This is a genomic window from Gordonia sp. ABKF26, assembly GCF_041103195.1.
Classification (GTDB): Bacteria; Actinomycetota; Actinomycetes; order Mycobacteriales; family Mycobacteriaceae; genus Gordonia; species Gordonia terrae.
In genome coordinates, this window is the sequence record NZ_JBGCVZ010000003.1 from 1,382,255 (window position 1) to 1,403,163 (window position 20,909).

The 20,909-nt window shown below is 68.2% G+C and carries 17 protein-coding genes; 11 read left to right on the forward strand and 6 right to left on the reverse strand.

The annotated features are described in order from the left end of the window. Window positions 1-17: 17 nt before the first annotated feature. Window positions 18-767, reverse strand: a complete 750-nt coding sequence (locus AB4Z55_RS06835) for an IclR family transcriptional regulator (RefSeq protein WP_369519447.1) — start codon at window positions 765-767, stop codon at window positions 18-20. Window positions 768-931: 164 nt separating this feature from the next. Here AB4Z55_RS06835 and AB4Z55_RS06840 point away from each other — a divergent pair, with 164 nt between their 5' ends. From AB4Z55_RS06840 to AB4Z55_RS06880, 9 genes are all read left to right on the forward strand, one after another. Then, a complete protein-coding gene (locus AB4Z55_RS06840) occupies window positions 932-4,666 on the forward strand; it encodes an ABC transporter ATP-binding protein (protein ID WP_369519448.1) in 3,735 nt (1,244 codons plus the stop codon). A gap of 107 nt (window positions 4,667-4,773) precedes the next feature. Continuing rightward, a complete protein-coding gene (locus tag AB4Z55_RS06845) occupies window positions 4,774-5,811 on the forward strand; it encodes an NrtA/SsuA/CpmA family ABC transporter substrate-binding protein (RefSeq protein WP_101819690.1) in 1,038 nt (345 codons plus the stop codon). Beyond that, window positions 5,808-6,677, forward strand: a complete 870-nt coding sequence (locus AB4Z55_RS06850; RefSeq protein WP_354561094.1) for an ABC transporter permease — start codon at window positions 5,808-5,810, stop codon at window positions 6,675-6,677. Before AB4Z55_RS06845 ends, AB4Z55_RS06850 begins: the two co-directional genes overlap by 4 nt. Then, entirely contained in the window at window positions 6,674-7,471 is a 798-nt protein-coding gene (locus AB4Z55_RS06855; RefSeq protein WP_004021295.1) for an ABC transporter ATP-binding protein, read from the forward strand. Before AB4Z55_RS06850 ends, AB4Z55_RS06855 begins: the two co-directional genes overlap by 4 nt. Before the next feature lie 8 nt (window positions 7,472-7,479). Further along, on the forward strand, window positions 7,480-8,580 hold the full coding sequence (locus tag AB4Z55_RS06860) for an ABC transporter substrate-binding protein (RefSeq protein ID WP_369519449.1): 1,101 nt from the start codon (window positions 7,480-7,482) through the stop codon (window positions 8,578-8,580). Then, window positions 8,580-9,671: an LLM class flavin-dependent oxidoreductase gene (locus AB4Z55_RS06865; RefSeq protein ID WP_369519450.1), complete on the forward strand. Its 1,092-nt coding sequence runs from the start codon at window positions 8,580-8,582 to the stop codon at window positions 9,669-9,671. Before AB4Z55_RS06860 ends, AB4Z55_RS06865 begins: the two co-directional genes overlap by 1 nt. 43 nt (window positions 9,672-9,714) lie before the next feature. Next, complete coding sequence (locus AB4Z55_RS06870) at window positions 9,715-10,887, forward strand: LLM class flavin-dependent oxidoreductase (protein ID WP_369519451.1); 1,173 nt, start codon at window positions 9,715-9,717, stop codon at window positions 10,885-10,887. Window positions 10,888-10,954: 67 nt separating this feature from the next. Next, window positions 10,955-11,671, forward strand: a complete 717-nt coding sequence (locus AB4Z55_RS06875; RefSeq protein ID WP_354561087.1) for a class II aldolase/adducin family protein — start codon at window positions 10,955-10,957, stop codon at window positions 11,669-11,671. A 38-nt stretch (window positions 11,672-11,709) separates the two neighbouring features. Continuing rightward, the gene (locus tag AB4Z55_RS06880; RefSeq protein ID WP_369519452.1) at window positions 11,710-12,636 is read left to right on the forward strand and encodes an ABC transporter substrate-binding protein; all 927 of its coding nucleotides are present in this window, start codon (window positions 11,710-11,712) and stop codon (window positions 12,634-12,636) included. A 6-nt stretch (window positions 12,637-12,642) separates the two neighbouring features. Here the strand turns inward: AB4Z55_RS06880 and AB4Z55_RS06885 are convergent, their stop codons facing one another. Then, a complete protein-coding gene (locus AB4Z55_RS06885; RefSeq protein WP_354561084.1) occupies window positions 12,643-14,208 on the reverse strand; it encodes an MFS transporter in 1,566 nt (521 codons plus the stop codon). Further along, window positions 14,205-14,801, reverse strand: a complete 597-nt coding sequence (locus AB4Z55_RS06890; RefSeq protein WP_101819697.1) for a TetR/AcrR family transcriptional regulator — start codon at window positions 14,799-14,801, stop codon at window positions 14,205-14,207. The genes AB4Z55_RS06885 and AB4Z55_RS06890 overlap by 4 nt, the downstream gene beginning before the upstream one ends. Before the next feature lie 134 nt (window positions 14,802-14,935). Here AB4Z55_RS06890 and AB4Z55_RS06895 point away from each other — a divergent pair, with 134 nt between their 5' ends. Further along, window positions 14,936-16,033 (forward strand): GIY-YIG nuclease family protein, encoded by a 1,098-nt coding sequence (locus AB4Z55_RS06895; protein ID WP_369520988.1) that lies wholly within the window; start codon window positions 14,936-14,938, stop codon window positions 16,031-16,033. 104 nt (window positions 16,034-16,137) lie between these two features. After that, a complete protein-coding gene (locus tag AB4Z55_RS06900) occupies window positions 16,138-16,953 on the forward strand; it encodes an SDR family NAD(P)-dependent oxidoreductase (RefSeq protein ID WP_369519453.1) in 816 nt (271 codons plus the stop codon). A gap of 12 nt (window positions 16,954-16,965) precedes the next feature. On the opposite strand, the gene AB4Z55_RS06905 is transcribed toward AB4Z55_RS06900, so the two are convergent. From AB4Z55_RS06905 to sigK, 3 genes are all read right to left on the reverse strand, one after another. Next, a complete protein-coding gene (locus AB4Z55_RS06905) occupies window positions 16,966-17,694 on the reverse strand; it encodes a hypothetical protein (protein ID WP_369519454.1) in 729 nt (242 codons plus the stop codon). A 72-nt stretch (window positions 17,695-17,766) separates the two neighbouring features. Next, the gene (locus AB4Z55_RS06910) at window positions 17,767-20,004 is read right to left on the reverse strand and encodes an NADP-dependent isocitrate dehydrogenase (protein WP_248643601.1); all 2,238 of its coding nucleotides are present in this window, start codon (window positions 20,002-20,004) and stop codon (window positions 17,767-17,769) included. 327 nt (window positions 20,005-20,331) lie between these two features. Then, window positions 20,332-20,886, reverse strand: coding sequence for an ECF RNA polymerase sigma factor SigK (sigK, locus tag AB4Z55_RS06915; RefSeq protein ID WP_004021307.1), 555 nt, complete (start codon window positions 20,884-20,886; stop codon window positions 20,332-20,334). Between the last annotated feature and the right edge of the window lie 23 nt (window positions 20,887-20,909).

Here is a 20,909-nt window from a genome sequence, read left to right on the forward strand (position 1 = left end):
AGTCTAGACCTCTTCGCTCACTGCGCCAGGGCGACGCCGATGTCGCGAGCGGTCGACCGGCCCAGGTCGACGAGGAACGGGATGCGTTCGGGACTCATGAGGTCGGTTGCCCCACGGATGCCCAATGCGAAGCGCACCTCCTGGTCGTCGGAAGCCGGGAAGATCGGGAGCCCGATGGTGCGGTGGCCCGGGCTCAGCTCCTCGTCGTTGAAGCCATAACCCCGCTCGCGGGTGAGGGCCAGTTCTTTCGCGAGCTCGTCGGCGTTTCGGACGGCACGGTCGGTGCCGTCTCCGTAAGGGAGGCGTTCGAGCTCGTCCTGACCGACATTCGAGAAGGCGAGCAGCGCCTTGCCGAGTGCGGAGGCGTGCAGCGGGAGCAGGACGCCCTGGAGGGCATGCCCCTCCGCTTCGCGCCAGCGGCTGGTACCCAGCAGCACCACCTCGTTGCCGTATCGCATCGCGACCGAGGCTGATGCGCCGGTGGTGGCCGCGAGCCGTTCCAGGTGCGGTTCGGTGAGGTAGATCCGGTGCTGGCGGTAGGCGATCTGGCCGTACTGCGCCAACGCGCCGCCGAGGCGGTATCTGCTGCCCTCCGCGGTCTTCTCGAGAAACCCGGCGTCGACCAACGCGGTCAGCAGCCGGTGCGTCGTGCTGAGGGCGAGGCCCTGTGCGCGTGCCACATCCGTGACGCCGAGCTCGTCCCCGCCGCGAAAACAGCCGAGAACGGCGAGCGCCCTCGACACGGTCTGCACACCAGAACCCGCCATCGCCTCCGTGCCTCCCGATTAGAAATCGGCCTGATTCAGTGCCTGGCCACTTTCCACTATTCGGAAGATACTCCTCGCGGAGTGAGCCGTCGAGATCAGGATCAGCGCGGTTCGAGCTCGGCAGTTCAGCAATCAGGGCAATCGCGAGATCGACGAGGAGACGTGTGACCGACGAGAGTGGAGCGGGCTGGTTGCGACGGCTCTGGCAGTGGGTCCGCCCGTACCGCGGGCGGGTGTCGGTGGCGCTCGTGCTCGCAGTGGTGGGGCAGGGATTGCTGGCGCTGGTGCCGCTGGTCCAACAGATCATCGTCGACGACGTCCTGCTCGACCCGACGCAGTCCCTTGCGTTCTGGATCGCGATCCTGTGTTCCATCGGCGTGCTGAGCTTCGTCTCCCACGCGCTGCGCCGCTACATCGGCAGCCGGTGCGCCGTCGACGTGCAGCACGATCTGCGGGTTGCGGTCCACCGTCACCTGCACGCGCTCGATGCGCGACGCCGCGCGGAACTCGCTGCGGGCGACGTCATCTCGCGGGGCACGTCGGATCTCAACCTGATCCAGATGTTCCTCTCGCAGGTGCCGCTGTTCGTCGCCAACCTGACGTTGCTCGCGGTCGGGCTGATCGTGATGTTCACGCTGTCCCCGCCGCTGTTCGTGGTCGTGGCGACCAGCGTCCCGGTCCTGTTCTGGGTCACCCGCCGGCTCCGCCGCGAACTGTATCCCGCGTCGTTCGGCGACCAGGTGTTGCTGGGCCAGGTGGCCGCGGCGGTCGACGAGGAGATCGCCGGGGTCGAACTGATCCGGGCGTTCGGTCAGGAGTCGACGCGGATGGATCGGTTCCGCGCCCGCGCGACCCGCCTGTTCTCCTCGCGGCTGCGCAGTGCGCGGATCTCGGCGCGCTGGAGCGCGGCGATGGTCGCGATCCCCGTCTTCACCCAGCTCGGCGTCCTGGTGGTCGGCGGTTGGCTGGCCATGAACGAGCACGTCTCGGTGGGTGTCTTCCTCGCATTCGCCTCGTACGTACTGCAATTCGCGCCTCCGGCGCGGCTGCTCGCGGCGATGGTGACGACGATGCAGCTGGCTCGGTCGGGGGCGCGCCGGGTGTTCGCGCTGTTGGACACCGTGCCGGCCGTGGACCCCACCGGTCCGGATCTCCCGTCGCCGGGCGGGACGATCGAGGTGACCGATGTCGACCTGGCGCTCGGCGGCCACCCCGTCCTGCGTGGTGTGACCACCTCGATCGCCCCGGGCAGCCGGGTCGCGATCATCGGTCCGGCCGGCGCGGGCAAGACGACCTTCGGCGCACTCATCGCCCGCCAGTTCGATCCCGATCGGGGAACGGTGCGGATCGGCGGCACCGACCTGCGCGCCGTGTCGCCACGGTCGGTGCGGTCGGCGGTGATGATGGTGTTCGACGAGAGCCTGCTGTTCTCCGGCACCCTCCGCGACAACATCGCGATGGGGTCCCCGGCCGACGACGCGGGAATCGCCGCTGCTGCCCGCGCCGCCGCGGCCGATGAGTTCATCGAGCGGCTGCCCGCGGGTTACGACACCGTGGTCGGACCGGGCGGGATCTCGTTGTCGGGCGGTCAACGCCAGAGGATTGCGCTCGCCCGCGCCTTCTTCGCCGACCCGGCGGTCCTGATCCTCGACGACACGACGTCGGCGCTCGACCCGACGACCGAGCGGACGGTGTTGGCGGGCCTGGAAGGGCTGATGGTCGGCCGGACCACGATCCTGATCGCGCGCCGGCCGGCGACGACCGAACTCGCCGACCAGGTCATCGTCCTCGAGGCAGGTCGCATCACGCACGACGGTCCGCCGTCGGAGGTGCTCGCCGACCCGCGCGTCGCGGAGCTCCTGGCCGGCGGCGCGGTCCGGGGCGCGACCAGGCCTCACGAAGGACAGGCGATCCCGAGTGCGGAGAGCTGGCCGGAAGTCGACGAGGCCGGTGCCGACCCGGTGGTCCGGGCCCGGTTGGGTCTCGACGCCGACGAGAGCGGCAAGCAGGTCCAGCAGGTGGACTCGCACCTGCGCGAGGCGCTCCTGGCGCTCCCGCCGTTGACCGAGGAGCCCGCACCCGGCGACGACCGTCCGCCGCCGACGTCGGCGCGCACCAGGGTCTTCGGTCTGACCGGTTCCCTGCGGCCGTTCTGGTGGGCCGTCGCGCTGTGCGTCCTCCTGGTCATCGTCGACGCGGCGACGACGCTGGCCGTCCCCGCCCTCTTCCGCCACGCCATCGACAAGGGTGTCTCGGTGGACGCGACGACCGTGTTCTGGGTGACCAGCGCGATCGTCCTGATGATCGCGCTGGTGTCCTGGCTGAACTCGTGGGTGCTGGCGCTGCGGGCGGCGCGGGTCTTCGAGCGGGTGCTCTTCGCGCTGCGGCTCCGGCTGTTCGGGCACCTGCAGCTATTGCGCATCGACTATTTCGACGGGCGGCAGTCGGGCCGCATCGTCACCCGGCTCACCAGCGATGTGGACGCGGTCGGGCAGCTGATGACGCAGGGCATGGTCAACGCGATCGTCAACGTGTGCACGTGTGCCGGCATCCTGGCGGTGCTGGCCCTGCTCGACATCCGGCTTGCGGCCGCGATGCTCGTCACCATCCCGTTGCTCGCGGTGGGGTCGTGGGTCTTCGTCCGAGGCTCGAATCGGGCCTACCTGCAGGCACGTTCACGCATCGCGACCGTCACCGCGCTGCTCTCCGAACACCTCGGGCGGGTGCGGGTCACCCAGGCGCACAACGCCGAGGAGTGGGCGACGGGGGCCTTCGACGGGCACTCGCGACGTTACCGCGACGCGCGCCGCCGTTCGATGCTCTACATCTCGGTGTTCTTCCCCTTCCTGAACCTGCTCGCGGTGGTGGCCAAGGCGCTCATCCTGATCGTCGGCGCGCATCTCATGGACGCGGGCACGCTCACCACCGGTGTGCTGGTCGCCGCGCTCCTCTACGTCGATCTGTTCTTCACCCCGCTCCAACAGTTGTCGATCGTGCTCGACCTCTGGATTCAGGCTCGGGTCGGCACCCAGCGGATGCGCGGCTTCCTCGACACCCCTGTCGACACATCCGCCGACGCGGACGTGCGGCCGGAGGCGACCGGAACAGCCGGACCAAGCGGCGCGGCAGTCGAATTCGACGGGGTGGTGTTCGGTTACTCGTCGACGACGCGGACGCGGGGTCGTCCTGCGCTCGACGGGCTGGACCTGGCCATCCCCGACGGCGAGACCGCGGCCGTGGTCGGCACGACCGGCGCGGGCAAGAGCACCGTGATGAAGCTGCTGTTGCGGTTCTACTCGCCCGACCGCGGCGTCGTCCGAGTCGGCGGCGTCGACCTGCGTGATCCCCGCTCACCGCGCACCCGGCCGGGAATCGCCTATGTGCCCCAGGATCCCTACCTCTTCGCCGGGACGGTCGCGTCCAACATCGCGTTCGGGCGTCCCGACGCCGGGCAGGCGGAGATCGAGCGCGCGGCGAGGTCGGTCGGCGCGCACGAGAGCATCGCGGCCCTTCCGCTCGGCTACCAGACGCCGGTCGGGCCGGGCCGGGCCACACTGTCTGCGGGACAGCAGCAACTGATCTGTCTCGCGCGCGCCGAACTCGTCGAGCCGGACCTGCTGATCCTCGACGAGGCGACCTCCGACATCGATCCGGGTACCGAAGCCCAGGTGCTCGCCGCGCTGCAAGCCGTCGCGCGCAGCCGCACAACGGTTCTGGTGGCGCACCGACTCACCACCGCCGCGTGGGCGGACCGGGTCGTCGTGATGCGCGACGGCCGGGCCGTCCAGGTCGGGCGCCATGCCGATCTGGTGTCGAGGCCGGGTCCGTACCGCGATCTGTGGGAGAGCTACGCGCCGGCTGACCCAGCCTTCGGCGAAGTTGTCAAGCTTTCCAACTGATGGAAACGCAGAGGTGTGCGCGGCGTCCCCGTCCACATAACGTCTGCGGTAGCCCAGTCCTCGTGTTCGCCTGAACACGGTCTCCACCTGTCGAACAGGAGCCCTTCATGCCCGGAACCCCACGATTTCGCCTTGCCGCCGCCGCGGTCGCAGCGGCAGCGTTGTTCACCGTCGCCACCGGGTGTGCGTCGGGCGACTCGGACGGCGACGCCGCCGGCGGTGGCGACCAGTACGTGCTCAAGGTGACCGATCCGGGCAACGCCGGGCCACTGGCCGTCGGCAAACGTGACGGGACCTTCGACGAGGCGCTGGCCCCGCTCGGAGCCAAGATCGAATGGGTCAATTCGACACCGGGCTTCTCGTCCAACCTCAAGCTGTTCAACACCGGCCAGCTCGACGTGTCCGGCGGTGCCTACAGCCCGGTCGTCGGCGCCCTGTCGAAGAACGTCGGCGTCAAGATCATCGCGGTGGCCGACCCGGCCGGCAAGGACCAGAACGGCATCCTCGTCACCAAGGACTCCGGGGTCACCGATGTCGCCGGCCTCGTCGGCAAGCGGATCGCGGTCAACCCGGCGGGCAAGGGTGAGTACATCACGCTGAAGGCGTTGCAGCAGGCGGGTATTCCGTTCGACAAGGTCGAGCGGGTGCCCCTGCAGCAGGCCGAGGCAGGGTCGGCGTTCTCCACCGGTCAGGTCGACGCGTGGGCGTCCTTCAACCAGCCCTACCAGGAGGCGAAGGCCGCCGGCGGGGTCGAGATCGCCACCGAGGAGAGCATCGGTTCGGTCGACAACACCATCGTCGCCTTCCGGACCGAGGTGCTCGAAGAGCGGCCAGACGTCGCCGACGTGTACCTGAAGACGTTGCAGCAGTTGACCGATCAGCAGCGGGAGAATCCCGACGACTACGAGAACGTCTTCGAGAAGGCGGGTCCTCGGGCGCTCAGCGGAGACCGGCTCACCCGCGCCCTCGCCCTCGGCGCCGACGCGTCGACCCCGCGTTACCCCACGGCGGAAGACGGTGAGGACCTCGAATCGGTGTCGGCACTGTTCGTCGAAGCCGGCGTGATCCAGAAGCCGGTCACCGCCGAGGACATCTTCTTCGATCTGCCCGCACAGTTGCAGAAGTACGAGAGCGGACAGAAGTGACCTCGGCAACGGTCGCGAAGTCCACCGCGGGAGACGCTGCATCGCAGCGGGTGTCACGGATAGGTCTGGAGACCCCCCGGACTCGGAAGCAACGCAGCCGGCCCGTCTGGCTCTCGCTGCCGCTGCGGTTCCTGGTGCCCGGGGTCATCGTGGCCGTCTGGTGGATCGGCACCGCCACCGGCACGATCTCACCGTCGGTGCTGGCCTCACCCGGGGCGGTGTTCGACGCGTTCGTCGAGCTCTACCGCACCGGTCAGCTCGTCGACTTCGCGCTGGCGTCGCTGGAGCGCGCTGCGCTCGGTGTCGGTCTGGGCGTCGGCGTCGGGTTGATCCTCGGGGTGCTCGCCGGCCTGTACACCCTCGGTGAGGAACTCATCGACTCGACGATGCAGATCAACCGGGCCATCCCGTTCCTCGCGCTGGTACCCCTGTTCATCGCCTGGTTCGGCATCGACAACACCTTCAAGGTGCTGCTGATCGCCATCGCCACGGTGTCGCCGATGTACGCCTACAGCTACCTCGGGGTCCGCAACGTCGACCGCAAGATGATCGAGGCGGCACAGGGTTTCGGGCTCACCGGGGGCCGTCTGATCCTCGGCGTGATCATCCCGGCGGCGCTGCCGGGAATCCTGATGGCACTCCGGATCTGCCTGTCGATCTCGATCACCGGACTCATCGCCGCCGAGCAGGTCGGCACCCGAGAGGGCATCGGTTATCTGGTGAGTCTGGCGCAGGAGTACAACCGCACCGACTACATGATCCTGTGCGTGGTGCTGTACGCCATCCTCGGCCTGATCTTCGACCTGATCGTCCGCATCCTCGAGAAGTACTCGATGCCGTGGCGGGCGGGGGTGACCGTCCGATGAGCCCGGAGGCTCCGCTGCCCCCACTCCTCGAACGGCAGCCGACGCAGGTCACCGCGCGCGAACGTCGTGCGGGCCAACCGGTTGCGGTCTCGCTGACCGGAGTGACCAAGACCTTCGGACCGAAGACCGTGCTGCACTCGGTCGACCTGACCATCAGGCGCGGCGAGTTCGTGGTGCTGCTCGGTCCATCGGGAACCGGGAAGACGACGCTGCTGCGGTTGCTGACCGGCCTCGAAGAGCCCGACTCCGGCGAGATCCTCGTCCCCGCAGCACGCACGACGGTCTACCAGGAGCCGAGGCTGGTGCCCTCGAAGCGGGCGCTGGCCAACGTGACCATCGGTCAGCGTGGTGGCAAGAGCACCAAGGACCGCGGTCGGGCCGCGCTGGCGGAGGTCAACCTCGCGGACAAGGCCGACGCCTGGCCGGCGACTCTGTCCGGCGGTGAGGCGCAGCGTGTCGCGCTGGCCCGGGCTCTCGTCCGCGAACCGGAACTGCTGCTGCTCGACGAACCGTTCGCGGCACTCGACGCCCTCACCCGGCTCCAGATGCAGGACCTGGTCGGCGACCTGGTGGCCCGACACCAGCCCGCGGTGCTTCTCGTGACCCACGATGTCGACGAGGCGGTCCGGCTGGCCGACCGCGTGATCATCCTGTCGCACGGCACCTTCGGCGTCGACGAGGACATCGACCTGCCCCGCCCACGTGACCGCTCCGACCCCGAATCGCTCCGCTACCGCGCCGAGTTCCTCCGCGAACTCGGCGTCGGCCGCATACATCCCGACACCGAGAGTTGAGGAACATCATGACCATCGACAGCGTGACTCCCATCGACACCGCGACCACCCAGGCGGGCTCTACCGATGCCGACACCGTCTGGTACACCCGGTGCCCGGTCCCCACCGCCAGTGGTCTGGCCAACAGCCTGGGTTGGCTCGGCGAGCCGGCATCGGCTGCGGGCCTGCGATTCTCGATCCTCCAGGACGCGGGCGCCGAACTCGCGCCCCGCCACTTCGATCATCAGCTGTCGGGCCTGATCCGCGAAGGCGGCAACGTGCCGGCGATCGTCGCCCGCGCCTCGGGTTCGCCGACACGTCTGATCGGACTGACCTGGATCGACGAGTCGCAGTCGATTCTGGTGGGACCCGACTCCGACATCGACGATGCCGCCGGGCTCCGCGGTAGACGAGTCGGTGTTCCCGCGTGGGCGGTCGACCAGGCACGCAGCTTTCCGCGCGCGATGTCGTTGCACGGCTTCGCCTCCGCGCTGGCACTCGCCGGACTCTCGTTCGGCGACGTGATCGTCGTCGAGACGGCCGGCAACTGGGAACCACGCGTACGCACCGAGGAAGCGGCTCGGTTGCGATCGGTGCCGTCCGGTTTCCCGGAACTGCTCAACGGTGACGTCGACGCCATCTACGTGAAGGGTGCCCGGGCCGCTGAGGCCGCCGCCGAGCACGGTCTGCGGGTCCTCGTCGACCTCGATTCGACCGAGTCGAGGCGGTCGCGGGTCAACAACGGTACGCCGCGGCCGATCACCGTCCACGAGTCGCTGCTGCAGGATCATCCCGAGGTCGTCGTCGGTTTCCTCGCCGCCAGCCTCCGTGCGGCCGACTGGGCGGCCGGAAACCTCGGAACGGTCCGTGAAGTGCTTGCGCAGGAGACGTTCTCGGGGCCAGAAGGCGTCGCGGCGGCGTATGGCGACGGCTTCCACACCTCGTTACACCCATCGCTCTCCGAGGAGCGGCTGGATCTGCTGGGAGTCCAGAAGCGCTTCCTCTACACCTATGGTTTCCTGCCCGCCGACTTCGACATCGAGAGCTGGGTCGACTTCGAGCCGCTGCGGCGTGCGCGCGCCGAGATCGGTGGGGCCACACCCATCTCAGAGCTCTCCGGAGAAGCGTGATGGTCGCGTTCGAATGGGAGGTGCCGACTCGCGGCGACAGCAGGCACGTCGGCTCCGTCGGGAGGCACCGCGGTGGCTGGGCGCCCACGCCCGGATCCGCGGTGGCCACCGACCTGCGAACGGGTGGCCGGTGGGATCCGTTCGATCCGACCGAGCAGGTGATCACCGCGATCGACACCGCAGGCTACGACTCGGTGATCGCCCCGTACGACCCCGCCGGAGAGGAATCGTGGATCCTGGCGGGTATCGCGTTGCGACGCACGCGACATGCGCGCGTCGCCGTCGAGTTCCATCCCGGTTTCGGGACACCCGTCTACGCGGCGAAGGTGTCGGCGACCCTGCAGCGTAACTCCGACGACCGGCTTCAGTGGCAGGTGCGCGTGGTGACCGGCGCCGCGGACAACCGGGCTCGCGGAGATCGACTGACGGAAGCCGCGCGCTACCGCCGGGCGGACGAATTCCTGACCGTGGCGAAAGGGGTGTGGGACGGGGCCGGAGCCCGCCAGGGTGGTTTCGACGGTGGCGAGTTCAACCACGCGGGCGAGTTCTACGAGGTCATCGACGGCGGGCTCGACCGGTCGGTGCACGGCCATCGATTCCCGACCGTCCGCCTGACCGGGGAGAGCGACGACGCGCTCGCGCTGTCGGCCAGGCACGGCGACATCCATCTGTTCGAGTTGTCCTCGACCGGCGCGGCACCCGCGATCGGACCGCTCTCCGAACGGGCGGCCGCACTCGGACGGACCGTCGAGGCGGGCCTCTACCTACCGGTGATCGCACGCGCGACGAAAGACGAGGCGGTGCAACGCCTGCGCCGTCAATGGCGTGACGCCTACGGCGCGGACGCCGACATCCGCGCGGAGGATCTCTGGGTCGACGACCTCACGTTCGCCGGATTCGATCGGATCGGCCACCGGCACCCGATCGGTCTGGTCGGCTCGTACGACGATGTCGCGCAACGGATCGTCGGACTGTCCGAGCAGGGTTTCCAGCGTTTCGTCCTGTCCGGCATACCGAACATCGAGGAACTCAATCGCAACACCGAGCACCTCCTCTTCCGGGCGGACGAACGAAACCGCGTCTTGTCCTGACCGTTCCCTGACCGACCCGTTTCCCATCGACGAGCGGAGACCCATGACCATCGACTTCTACTGGCGGATAGGCATGGGTGGCGACCATGCCACCCTGCGCACGCCGCGCCGGCTCAACCGGGGCGACTGGCGCGGCGTCCAGCCGGGCAACCTGACGCCGGCGATCCGTGCGGGAGAACGTGACTCGTACAGCTACATCGACCACATGGCGGCCGTGGCCAAGGCCTCGGAAAGCGCCGGCTTCGTCGGCGGGTTGCTCCCGTCGTTCCCCGGGACCGACGATCCGTGGGCGGCTGCTGCGGCGCTGGCCCGAGAGACCAGCACATACCGGTTCATGGTCGCGTTCCAGCCGGGGTTCCTGCATCCGCTGCAGGCCGCCCGGATGTCGGCCAGCCTGCAGCGCGCGACCGGAGGACGCCTCGTCTACAACATCATCAGCGGGGGCGGCGGCCCGGCGCAGCTGTGGTGGGGTGACAAGGTCGCCCACGACGACCGCTATCGCCGGACCAGCGAGTTCCTCGACGTCCTCAAGGGCGTATGGGGGAGTGAGCCGTTCGACTACGACGGCGACTTCTTCTCCACCGAGGGTGCGGTGCTGCCACCACAACTCGCCGAGACACCGTTTCCGGAGATCTACTTCTCCGGGTCGTCCGGCGCCGCGGTCAACGCCGCGGGCAGCCACGCCGATTACTACCTGTCCTGGCTCGAACCCTTCGCGGATCTGCGTGCCAAGTTCGACGGGGTGCGCGAGCACGCGGCGCGGCTGGGACGGCGTCCGCGGTTCGCCGTCCGCATCGACGTGCTCGCCCGGCACACCGCCGAGGCGGCGTGGGCGGAGATCGCCGAGGGCTGGCAGCACGTCGACCGCGCGGCGGCGAACCGCCAGGCGCAGGGCGACTCCGTCGGCGCGGGCCGGATCAAGGGCTGGGTGCCCGAGAACATCACCCACTATTCCGATCTCGAGGTCCAGCCCAACGTGTGGTGCGGATTCAGCCTGATGCGCGGCGGCCCGGCGTTCGGGTTGGTCGGCAGCTATGAGCAGGTCGCCGAGCGGCTCGACGAGCTGATCGATCTCGGTGTCGACGCCTTCATCCTGGCGGGCAACCCCCATCTCGAGGAGGCCTATCGCGTGGGCGAGGAGGTCCTCCCGCTCCTGGGACGATCGCGGCTCGGCCGCGCCGAGAACACCGCCGGTTCCGCCCTGGGCGTGGCCTGAGCAGCAGCGCTTTCTCTAACACACGCCATCGCCGAAGACAGACAACCCATGTGACGCAAGGAGAGACATGACCACCGTAGAAACCGGCCTCGACCGCGAGGTCGCCGAATTCGTCGCCGAGGCGACCGAGCACGCACAGAAGGCGTTCGACGTCTTCCGGACCACCGGGACGGTGTCGGCGAACGGCACCGCCAACTTCGTCGAACGCGTACCCGGCCGTGAGATCGCCGTCGCACTGAACGACCCGGGTCCCTGGGCCGACGACCTGACCGTGCACCCCGTGGTCGCGACCTTCGACGGGGAGATCCTGTCCGGTTCGGGCGCAGCGGGTTTCGTGACATCGTACGCGCCGGTGTTCCGGGCCCACGAGGACATCACGACCGTCGTGCACATCCACACGCCCTGGCTGGGTGCCTGGGCGCAGACCCACCGGACCCTCCCGATCCGGTACGCGGCCTCCCAGCGGTTGACGCTGTCCCGGGAGATCAAGCCGCATATCAACCGCCACCAGCCGGCGTCGGAGTTCATCCTCGAGCGTCTCCACGAGGATCCGCACCTCGCCGCGATCTTCGAGGCCAATGGCGGGTCCAACGTGATCGGCCGTCGGGGACTGCTCGACACCGCGAAGTTCATCGTCCTGCTGGAGGAGGGCGCCCAGTTCCAGGCGATCGCCGAAGGACTCGGCGGGTCGGCGGAGTTCCACCCCACCAACCTCGAGGTCCAGTGGAAGCGCAGCGGTCTGCTGTCCGAGGCACGCGAGCGCGGCCTCATCCCCGAACTCTGAACCGCCCCCGAACCACCTGACACCACTGAGGAGAGACAATGACCGTTCGAGTCGGCTATTTCCCGCACAACAATTCCCTGTTCGTGCTCCGCCACCGGGGCATCCTGGAGCAGCGCATCGACGTCGAGTGGGTCGATCTGCGCAGCCTGCCTGCCACATCGGAGCCGGACCCGACCACCGGCTTGCCCACGCTGCACTCGGATTGGCTGTTCACCGAGGGCGGATACGACTTCATCGGCACGGGCTTCACGCCGCCGATCACCGGTCTGGCGCAGGAGCGCGACCTGGTCTACGTCGGGGTGTCCGGACCGCGCACCGAGAACGGGCGTCTCGTCGTGAAGGCCGACTCGGACATCGACTCGGTGACCGCACTGAAGGGCAAGCGGGTGGGCATCGCCCACGGTTCGTGGCAGACGACACTGCTGCTGTTCGCGCTCGACTCGGTCGGATTGACCTGGCGCGACATCATTCCCGTCAACACCTCGGTCACCGATGGCGCCGACCTGTTCCGCAAGGGCACGATCGACGCCTGGGTCGGCGCCTACCCCGGCCTGGCCGCCGTCGAACGTGATCTCGAACTCCGGACTCTGATCGACACCGAAGGCCTGTTCAGTCACCCGTCGCTGTGGTTCACCCGACGCGACTTCGCCGAACAGCATCCCGCGGAACTGGCCGCCATCGTCGACGCGCTCCGTGAGTCGGATCAGTGGATCGTCGATCATCCCCGAGAGGCGGCCGAGTACTTCGTGCAGGACGTCGTCGATCGGGGTGGCCACGCGAGTCTCGACGCCTGGGAAGCCGCCATCCGCAACCGGCCGTTCGGAATCGGGCCCGTCACGGAGGACTTCCTCGACGAGCAGCAGCGTGCCGCCGACCTCCTCCACGCGAACGGTCTGCTCCCGCGGGCCGTCCGGGTGCGCGAGGCTGTTCTCCCCTCGGCCGAGGCTGTCGTCACCGCGTCGTGACGGGCGTCAGTGCTGCGCGGCCGTGACATCCGTGCCGCGCGGCACGAGCACGAAGACGGCCGCGGCGACGGCGACGAGCGTGAGCCCGCCGATCAGGCTCGTCTCCTGCATGGCGTCGGTGAACGCTGTCGCCGCCCGCTCCGCGAGGCCCGGCGCACCGGCCGCCTCGGCGAGACCCATCGCGGCGCCGAGGGATTCGGCGGCCGCATCGGTCACCTCATCCGGTACACCGGGGATCGGTTCGGCGGTCAGTGTGGACCGGTACAGGATCGACGCGACGCTGCCCAGGATGGCGACGCCGAGCACGTTGCCGAGGTCGTACGCGGTCTCCTCCAGAGCAGCGGCGTTGCCCGCCTTGGCATCCGGGGTCCCGGCCATGATCATCGCCGACGCGATCGCCAGCGAGCCGATGCCGAAGCCGACGAGGACCTGGGCGACGGCGACCGTGCCGTAACCGAGTCCGTCGGAACCGAGCGACATCAGGGCCATGCCGACACCGGCGATGCCGATGCCGCCGGCCACGACGGCACGCGCGCCGATCAGGCGGGACAGCGGGGCGGCGATCATCGAGGACACGATCGCCGCTCCCGCCACCGGCAGCAACCGGATCCCGGCCGCGATCGGGGAGTGGCCCTCGACCAGCTGGAGCCATTGCGCCAGCAGCAGCAGTGCCGCCGCCAGTCCGAACATCGACCCGAGCGCGGCCAGGACACCGGCGCTGAAGGGCCGGCTGCGGAAGAGGGAGACGTCGAGGAGCGGTTCGGTGCGACGCAGGCATCGCCGCACGAACAGGGTCAGGACGAGAATCGCGCCGAGCAGGGCCAACCAGGCCGCCGGTGCGAGGAGGCTCTCCTCCTTGGCGAACCGCTTGATCGCCCAGACGAGCGCCACCATGCCGACGATCGACATCAATGCGCCGACAGCATCCCACCGGCCCGGCTGCGGATGCCTCGACTCCGGCAGGATCAGCAGGGCGGCAACGATGGCGACGGCCATCAGTGGAACGTTGATCAGGAACGCGGCACGCCACGAGAAGTACTCCAGCAGAACGCCGCCGACGATCGGGCCGATGGCCGCACCCAGACCCGACACCGCGGCCCACAGCCCGAGTGCGGTGGCTCGTTCGGCGGGGTCGGTGAAGATGCTGCGCAGCAGCGACAGTGTGGTCGGCATGATCATCGCGCCGCCGACACCCAACAGCACCCGCACCGCGATCACCGCTCCGGGTGAATCGGCCAGGAGCACGAGTGCCGAGGCGCCGCCGAACACCGCGAAGCCCGTGACCAGCATCCGCTTCCGGCCCCACCGATCGGCAAGCGAGCTCATCGAGAGCAGCAGGCCGGCCAGGACGAGCGAGTAGGCGTCGATGATCCACAACTGCTGATCGGCGGTCGGGCGGAGGTCGGCGGCCAGATCGGGCAGCGCGACGTTGAGGATCGTCAGATCGACGGTGATGACCAGCAGGCTGGCCGACAGCACCGCGGCCGACGCCCACCGGCGCCGGTAGGACAGGTCTTGTCCGGCGCCGGGCATGCCGGGTGACGAGGTGGTCTTCGATGAATGCTGCGTCATCGTCGGCTCCGGTTCTGATCGGTGGTCGAGGGGGTGGAGGGCAGCGCGGTGAGAGCGGTCAGGGTGGCCGTCAGGTCGTCGAGTGACAGCGGTGACCCGTAGAGGAGTGCGTGCATCGCCACCCCGTCGGTGTACGCGGCGATGGCGCGGGCGGCAGTCCGCCCGACATGGGGTATCAGCATCTCGACCAGTCCGTCGGTCCACCGAATCGCGAGCGGACGGAGCGAGGGGTCGATCACCGCGGCCGACACGAGTGCGAGGTCGGCCCGGATCAGACGCTCGTCGGACAGGTACTCGTGGAGCGCTTCGGCGAAGACCGCGGCCGACGGGCCGTGTTCGCCGAGTGTCTCCGCGACGTCGGCCAGGCCCGAGTCGATGTCGTCGGCCAGATGGACGAGCGCAGCCTCGCGCAGATCGTCGAGCGTGGCGAAGTACTGCGTCGTCGAACCGAGTGGTACACCTGCGCGTTTGGCGACGAGTCGGTGGGTGAGGCCGTCGGAACCGACTTCGGTGATCAGGGTGGCGGCGGCCTCGACGATGATGCGACGACGTTCTTCGGGGTTCCGGCGGCGGCGAGCCGGGGCCTGGGTCATGACGGTCTTCTCATGACGGTCCGGTCCTCTCGACGTTGACGTTGGTGTACGTATGTACATGTACAAACGTACACTACCGCTTCGGCGGTTTCCGGACCGAGTGCTGGCATCATGCGACCATGGCGGTGCGCAGGATGGATGCGGTCGAGTTGCCACGGGCGGCACTCGACAATTTCCTCTCGTCGGCAGCCTTCGCCGAGATGCTCGACCCCGGCGATGAACGGACAGCATCTCGGAGCGCTGCGGCGCGGCGCGCCGAGGTCGCCGATGTCATACGCGCCGTCGACCGATTCGCCGGCCGGCGGTTCGTCGACCGGGAGCGTGCCGGCGAAGTCGTCTTCGGCGGGGTCACCGGGGGCGGGCTGGGTGTCCGGCCGTCGGTTGTCGACGAGGTGCTCGCCCTGTTGCGACCGGTCGCGGTCCCGCCACCCGGCCCGCCGAAACCGGTTCCGTACGAGGCGCAGTCCGCGCTCGGCGTCTATGTGTACGCGCTCGTCGATCCGCGGGACTCGTCCTTGTTCCACGTCGGTGCGGGTCGTGGTGACCGTGTGCATCGCCATTCGGCCGCCGCACTGGCGGGCGTCGTGCCGGACCCTGCCGACATCGTGGGTGACGACGATCCGGTGGCGATCGCGGATGCGATCGAAGAACGCATCCGCGACATCGATGCCGACGGGTTCGGCGTCGAGCACTGGATTCTGCACTACGACATCGGCACTGCGGATTCTGCTGAGCTGCATGCGAGCTCGCTGCGACGCTCGGGACTCGACGTCGTCGCCCTCGCCGGGTCGGGCTCGTCGGAAGCGCCGGACGCGCAGGGGCCGTGGCGAATCGAAGAACTCGTCTTGAGATATGCGGCGCCGGTGTCGCCGCCGCTACCGGATCCGTGCGTCCTGGTGAAGGTCGACGCGGCGGCCCGGGGCGACGCCACCGCCGACGTCATCTACGAACTCTCTCGCAGCGCCTGGCGCGCGGGACCGCACCGGACCGTTCCGGACCTGCCCGTGTTGGTCTTCGCCGACGACCTCGTCCGTGCGGTCCATCGCGTCGACTACTGGGAGTCCTATCGCGACGCCGAGGGCAACCTCGACCCGAAGCGGTGGGTGTACACCGGGAAACCCGACCCCGACCTCGAGGCGCGATACGTGGGGACCAGCCTGCGCGAGGTCCGGCGGGAGCGCGGCGGAAAGTGGAACCCCTCCGGATGGCACCCGTACGGTCACGTGTCCTGAGACCGGCGGCCGGGCGTTGGAACGAATCCTGCTGTTGTCGCCAATGACGCGACGTGCGCCCTGGTAGAACTCGCGGCATCGTCCATCGAGGAGAAAGTCCGCTCATGTCATCGGATCGAGACGGGTCGCCTGACCACCGCACGGCCCTGATCACCGGCGCTTCCGCCGGCATCGGCAAGACGTTCGCAGACCATCTCGCAGGACAGGGATACGACCTCATCCTGGTCGCCCGCCGAGCCGAGCGGCTCGATGAACTGTCCGCGCGACTGCGGCGAGAACACGGTGTCCGATGCGAGAACTTCGTCGGCGACCTGTCCGATCCCGCGATGCCCGCCGCGATCATCGAACACGCCGACGAGCTGGGGTCGGGGATCGACGTGCTGATCAACAACGCCGGGATGTCGTTGAGCACGAAGTTCGGCGAGACACGGTGGGAGGAGGTGGGAGGTCAGCTCCAATTGATGCTGACCTCGCTGACCGAGCTGACCCATCGAGTGCTCCCGGGGATGAAGGAGCGCGGGTGGGGGCGGATCGTCAACCTGTCATCCATCACGGCGCTGCTGCCACCGCCGGAGGGCCTGCTCTACAACGCCATCAAGTCGTATGTGCTCACGATGTCGCAGTCGCTGGACATGGAGCTGAAGCCGCACGGCATCCACGTGACGGCGCTGTGTCCCGGATTCACCCGGAGCGAGTTCCACGACGCGATGGGCGCTGAGACCCGCAAGACCGCCGATCGACTGCCGGGTGTGCTGTGGCAGGAGCCCGAAGACGTCGTGCGCGAGGGATGGAACGCGGTGATGAAGGGCGACGCGGTGTGCGTCACCGGCACGGTGAACAAACTGGTGACGGCGGCTGTGCGGCCGCTCCCGCCGGGTGTCCAGTACTTTCTCGGCCGGACGCTCAACCCGTTCAAGTAGGAACGTCCAGGCTCACTTGTGGGTGCGCCGGCTTCCGCCGTGCCAGTCCTCCTCGACGCCCGTCTCGTCATCGGATACGCCGAAGGCCCGCAGTTGCGGCTTCTCCCGCAGGCTGCGCTTGAGTTCGGCGAAGCCCGGGAAGCTCGCCAGCCCGATCACGTGGTCCCACAACGTGATCGCCTCGTCGTCGCCGGGTAGCCGGCTGATCACGGGCCCGAAGAACGCCACGCCTTCGGGCGGTTGGAAGTGGATGATCGGCGTACCCACGTCGCGGCCGGTCAATGTCAGGGCCTCGTCGGTCTCCGCCTGGATCTCGGCGTCGAAGGCGGTGTCGTCGAGGGCATCCAGGTGATGTGCGGGCAACCCGAGTTCGTCCAGGACGGGTCCGAGGAAGTCCGCGGTACCGCGGAAGTCGGTGGCGCCGGCGGTGTAAGGACCGGTGTGCGCGTCGAAGATTCGGGTACCGAGCGCCTCATAGAGCGGGCCGATGGCGGTTCGTCCGTGGTCGCGGCGGATGCTCGCCGCGGCTCGCAGCAGCCGTAACCCGGCCGTGTGGCCGGCCTCGTACTCCGGCGGGAACTGCGCGTCGTAATCGACGTGCGCGTTCAGCAGGCGCAGCGAGATGAAACGCCAGTCGACCGTGTAATCGCGCTGGGACTGCACCTTTCGCACCCATGTGCTCGTCATCCAGGCGAACGGGCAGACGGGGTCGAAGTAGAAACTCACGTCGGCGTCGGTCATGTCCCGACACTACGTGTATCCCTCATGGCGAGGGGCGCCGTAGTCGGCGCCCCTCGCCATGAGGCCGGGCGATCAGCGCTGCGCGCTCGCGAGTGCGTCGTTGAACGTCGAGCTCGGACGCATGACGGCGGCGGTCTTGTCCCAGTCTGGGTAGTAGTAGCCGCCGATGTCGACCTGCTCACCCTGCACTGCGTTGAGCTCGTCGACGATCTTGCCCTCGTTGGCGGCGAGGGTCTCGGCCAGCGAGGCGAAGTGCTTCGCGAGATCCTCGTCCTCGGTCTGCGCGGCGAGTTCTTGCGCCCAGTAGAGCGCGAGGTAGAACTGGCTGCCGCGGTTGTCGAGCTCGCCGGTCTTGCGCGACGGACCCTTGTCGTTCTCGAGCAGCTTGCCGGTGGCGGTGTCGAGGGCCTTGGCCAGGATGACGGCGCGCTTGTCGTCGAACTTCTTGCCCACGTCCTCCAGGCTCACCGCGAGCGCGAGGAACTCACCGAGCGAATCCCACCGGAGGTGGTTCTCCTCGATGAGCTGCTTGACGTGCTTGGGGGCCGAGCCGCCCGCGCCGGTCTCGTAGAGGCCGCCGCCGGCCATGAGCGGGACGATGGACAGCATCTTGGCGCTGGTGCCGAGTTCCAGGATCGGGAACAGGTCGGTGAGGTAGTCGCGCAGGATGTTGCCCGTGGCCGAGATGGTGTCCAGGCCGCGGACGACGCGCTCGAGGGTGTACCGCATCGCGCGCACCTGCGACATGATCTGGATGTCGAGGCCCTCGGTGTCGTGATCGGGCAGGTACTTGTGGACTTTCTTGATCAGCTCGTTCTCGTGCGGGCGGTACGGGTCCAGCCAGAACAGCACCGGCATCCCGGAATCGCGGCAGCGGTTGACGGCCAGCTTGACCCAGTCCTGGATCGGGGCGTCCTTGACGATGCACAGACGCCAGATGTCGCCCTCTTCGACGGTCTGGGTCAGCAGGACCTCGCCGGTCTCGAGGTCGGTGATGTTGGCGGTGCCGCCCGCGGGGACCTCGAAGGTCTTGTCGTGCGAGCCGTACTCCTCGGCCTTCTGCGCCATCAGGCCGACGTTGGGGACGGTGCCCATCGTGGTGGGATCGAACTGCCCGTTGGTCTTACAGAAGTTGATCATCTCCTGGTAGATGCGGGAGAAGGTCGACTCCGGGTTGACGGCCTTGGTGTCCTTGAGGCGGCCGTCGGCGCCGTACATCTTGCCGCCGGCGCGGATCATGGCCGGCATCGAGGCGTCGACGATGACGTCGCTGGGGGAATGGAAGTTGGTGATGCCGCGGGCCGAGTCGACCATCGCCAGCTCGGGACGATGCTCGTGGCACTTGTGCAGGTCGTCGATGATCTCCTCGCGCTGCGCGCTGGGGAGGGACTCGATCTTGCTGTAGAGATCCGACAGGCCGTTGTTGACGTTGACGCCGAGCTCGTCGAAGAGTTCGCCGTGCTTCTCGAACGCGTCCTTGTAGAAGACCTTGACGGCGTGACCGAAGACGATCGGGTGGCTGACGCGCATCATCGTCGCCTTGACGTGCAGCGAGAACATCACGCCGGTCTTGTAGGCGTCCTCGATCTGCTCCTCGTAGAACTCGATGAGGGCCTTCTTGCTCATGAACATGCTGTCGATGACGTCACCGTCGGTCAGCGACACCTCGGGCTTGAGGACGAGGGTCTCGCCGGAATCGGTGAGGAGCTCCATCTTGACCTTGCGGTCGCCGGAGACGGTCATCGACTTCTCGCCGTGGTAGAAATCGCCTTCGCGCATGTGGGCGACGTGGGTACGCGACGCCATCGACCACTCGCCCATGCTGTGCGGGTGCTTCTTCGCGTACTCCTTGACCGCCTTCGGCGCGCGGCGATCTGAGTTGCCTTCGCGCAGAACGGGGTTGACGGCGCTGCCCAGGCACTTGGTGTAGCGGTCGCGGATGGCGCGCTCGTCGTCGGTCTTGGGGTTGCCCGGGAAGTCGGGGAGGTCGTAGCCCTTGTCCTGGAGTTCCTTGATGGCGGCGAGGAGCTGGGGGACAGATGCGCTGATGTTGGGGAGCTTGATGATGTTGGTGTCGGAAGCCTGGGTGAGCTTGCCGAGCTCACCGAGATTGTCGGTGACCTTCTGGTCGTCGGGCAGGAGGTCGGAGAACTCGGCGAGGATACGAGCCGCGACCGAGATGTCACTCGTCTCGACGGCGATCCCGGCCGCGCCGGCGAACGTGCGCACCACCGGCAGAAACGCGTGAGTGGCGAGCATGGGTGCCTCGTCGGTCAGCGTATAGATGATGGTCGGCTGTTCGGCACTCATGCGATGTGTTCTCGATTCTGTCTTGGTTGACGCTTCAGTGTGCGGCCTTGTGGGTCCGGCTTTACCGATATCACGACGGGGATGTACCCGTGCGACATCCACCCATGATTTTGCCTGTCCACCGCGAACGGCGGGAGACGTGGTGGGTGGAATCGGACAGAACTCGAGGTGGTAACGGCTGTGACCTGGCCTGCGTCTCAAAATTTGTGTGGTCGAGGACACAGCGGGACCCCATGGGTCACGACATGACTCGACCCCACTCGGGTGGCGGGAGATCGCCGTCGAGCGGGGTCTGTGGAAACGGGCGGGGGTGGGGGCGGGCCGGTGTCAGGCGGCGCGGCCGGGCACGGTCTGCCGCAGTCGGATCAGGCCGTCGCGGATGCGCGACTTGACGGTCGGCAGGGCCACCTCGAGATGTTCGGCGACCTCGCGGTAGGTGAGCCCGTGGAAGTAGGCGAGTTCGATGGCCTGTCGCTGCAGCGGTGTGAGGGTCTCCAGGCCGGTGTGGATGAGACGGGCGATCTCGCGTCGCTCCACCGACTCGCTGACCTCGTCGACCTCCCGGCCGGTGTCGGCGATGCCATAGGCGACGGTGCGCCGGGTCGCGGCGGATTCCGAGCGGACACGGTCGACGGCTCGGCGGTGCGCGAGCGTCAGTATCCAGGAGAGCGCCGAACCGGATGCCGGGTCGTAGGCATCGGCGTTGCGCCACACCGCGAGGAAGGTCTCCTGCGTCGCCTCTTCGCTGTAGCCCGGGTCGCGGAGCACGCGCAGTGTCATGCCGTACACCCGATCGCAGGTCGCGTCGTAGAACTGGGCGAAGGCGTCCATGTCGCCGGTGGCCACCCGGGCGAGGAGGGCGCTCAGATCGGTGTCTTTCATCACGAAGCTCCTTGCCGAAGGTG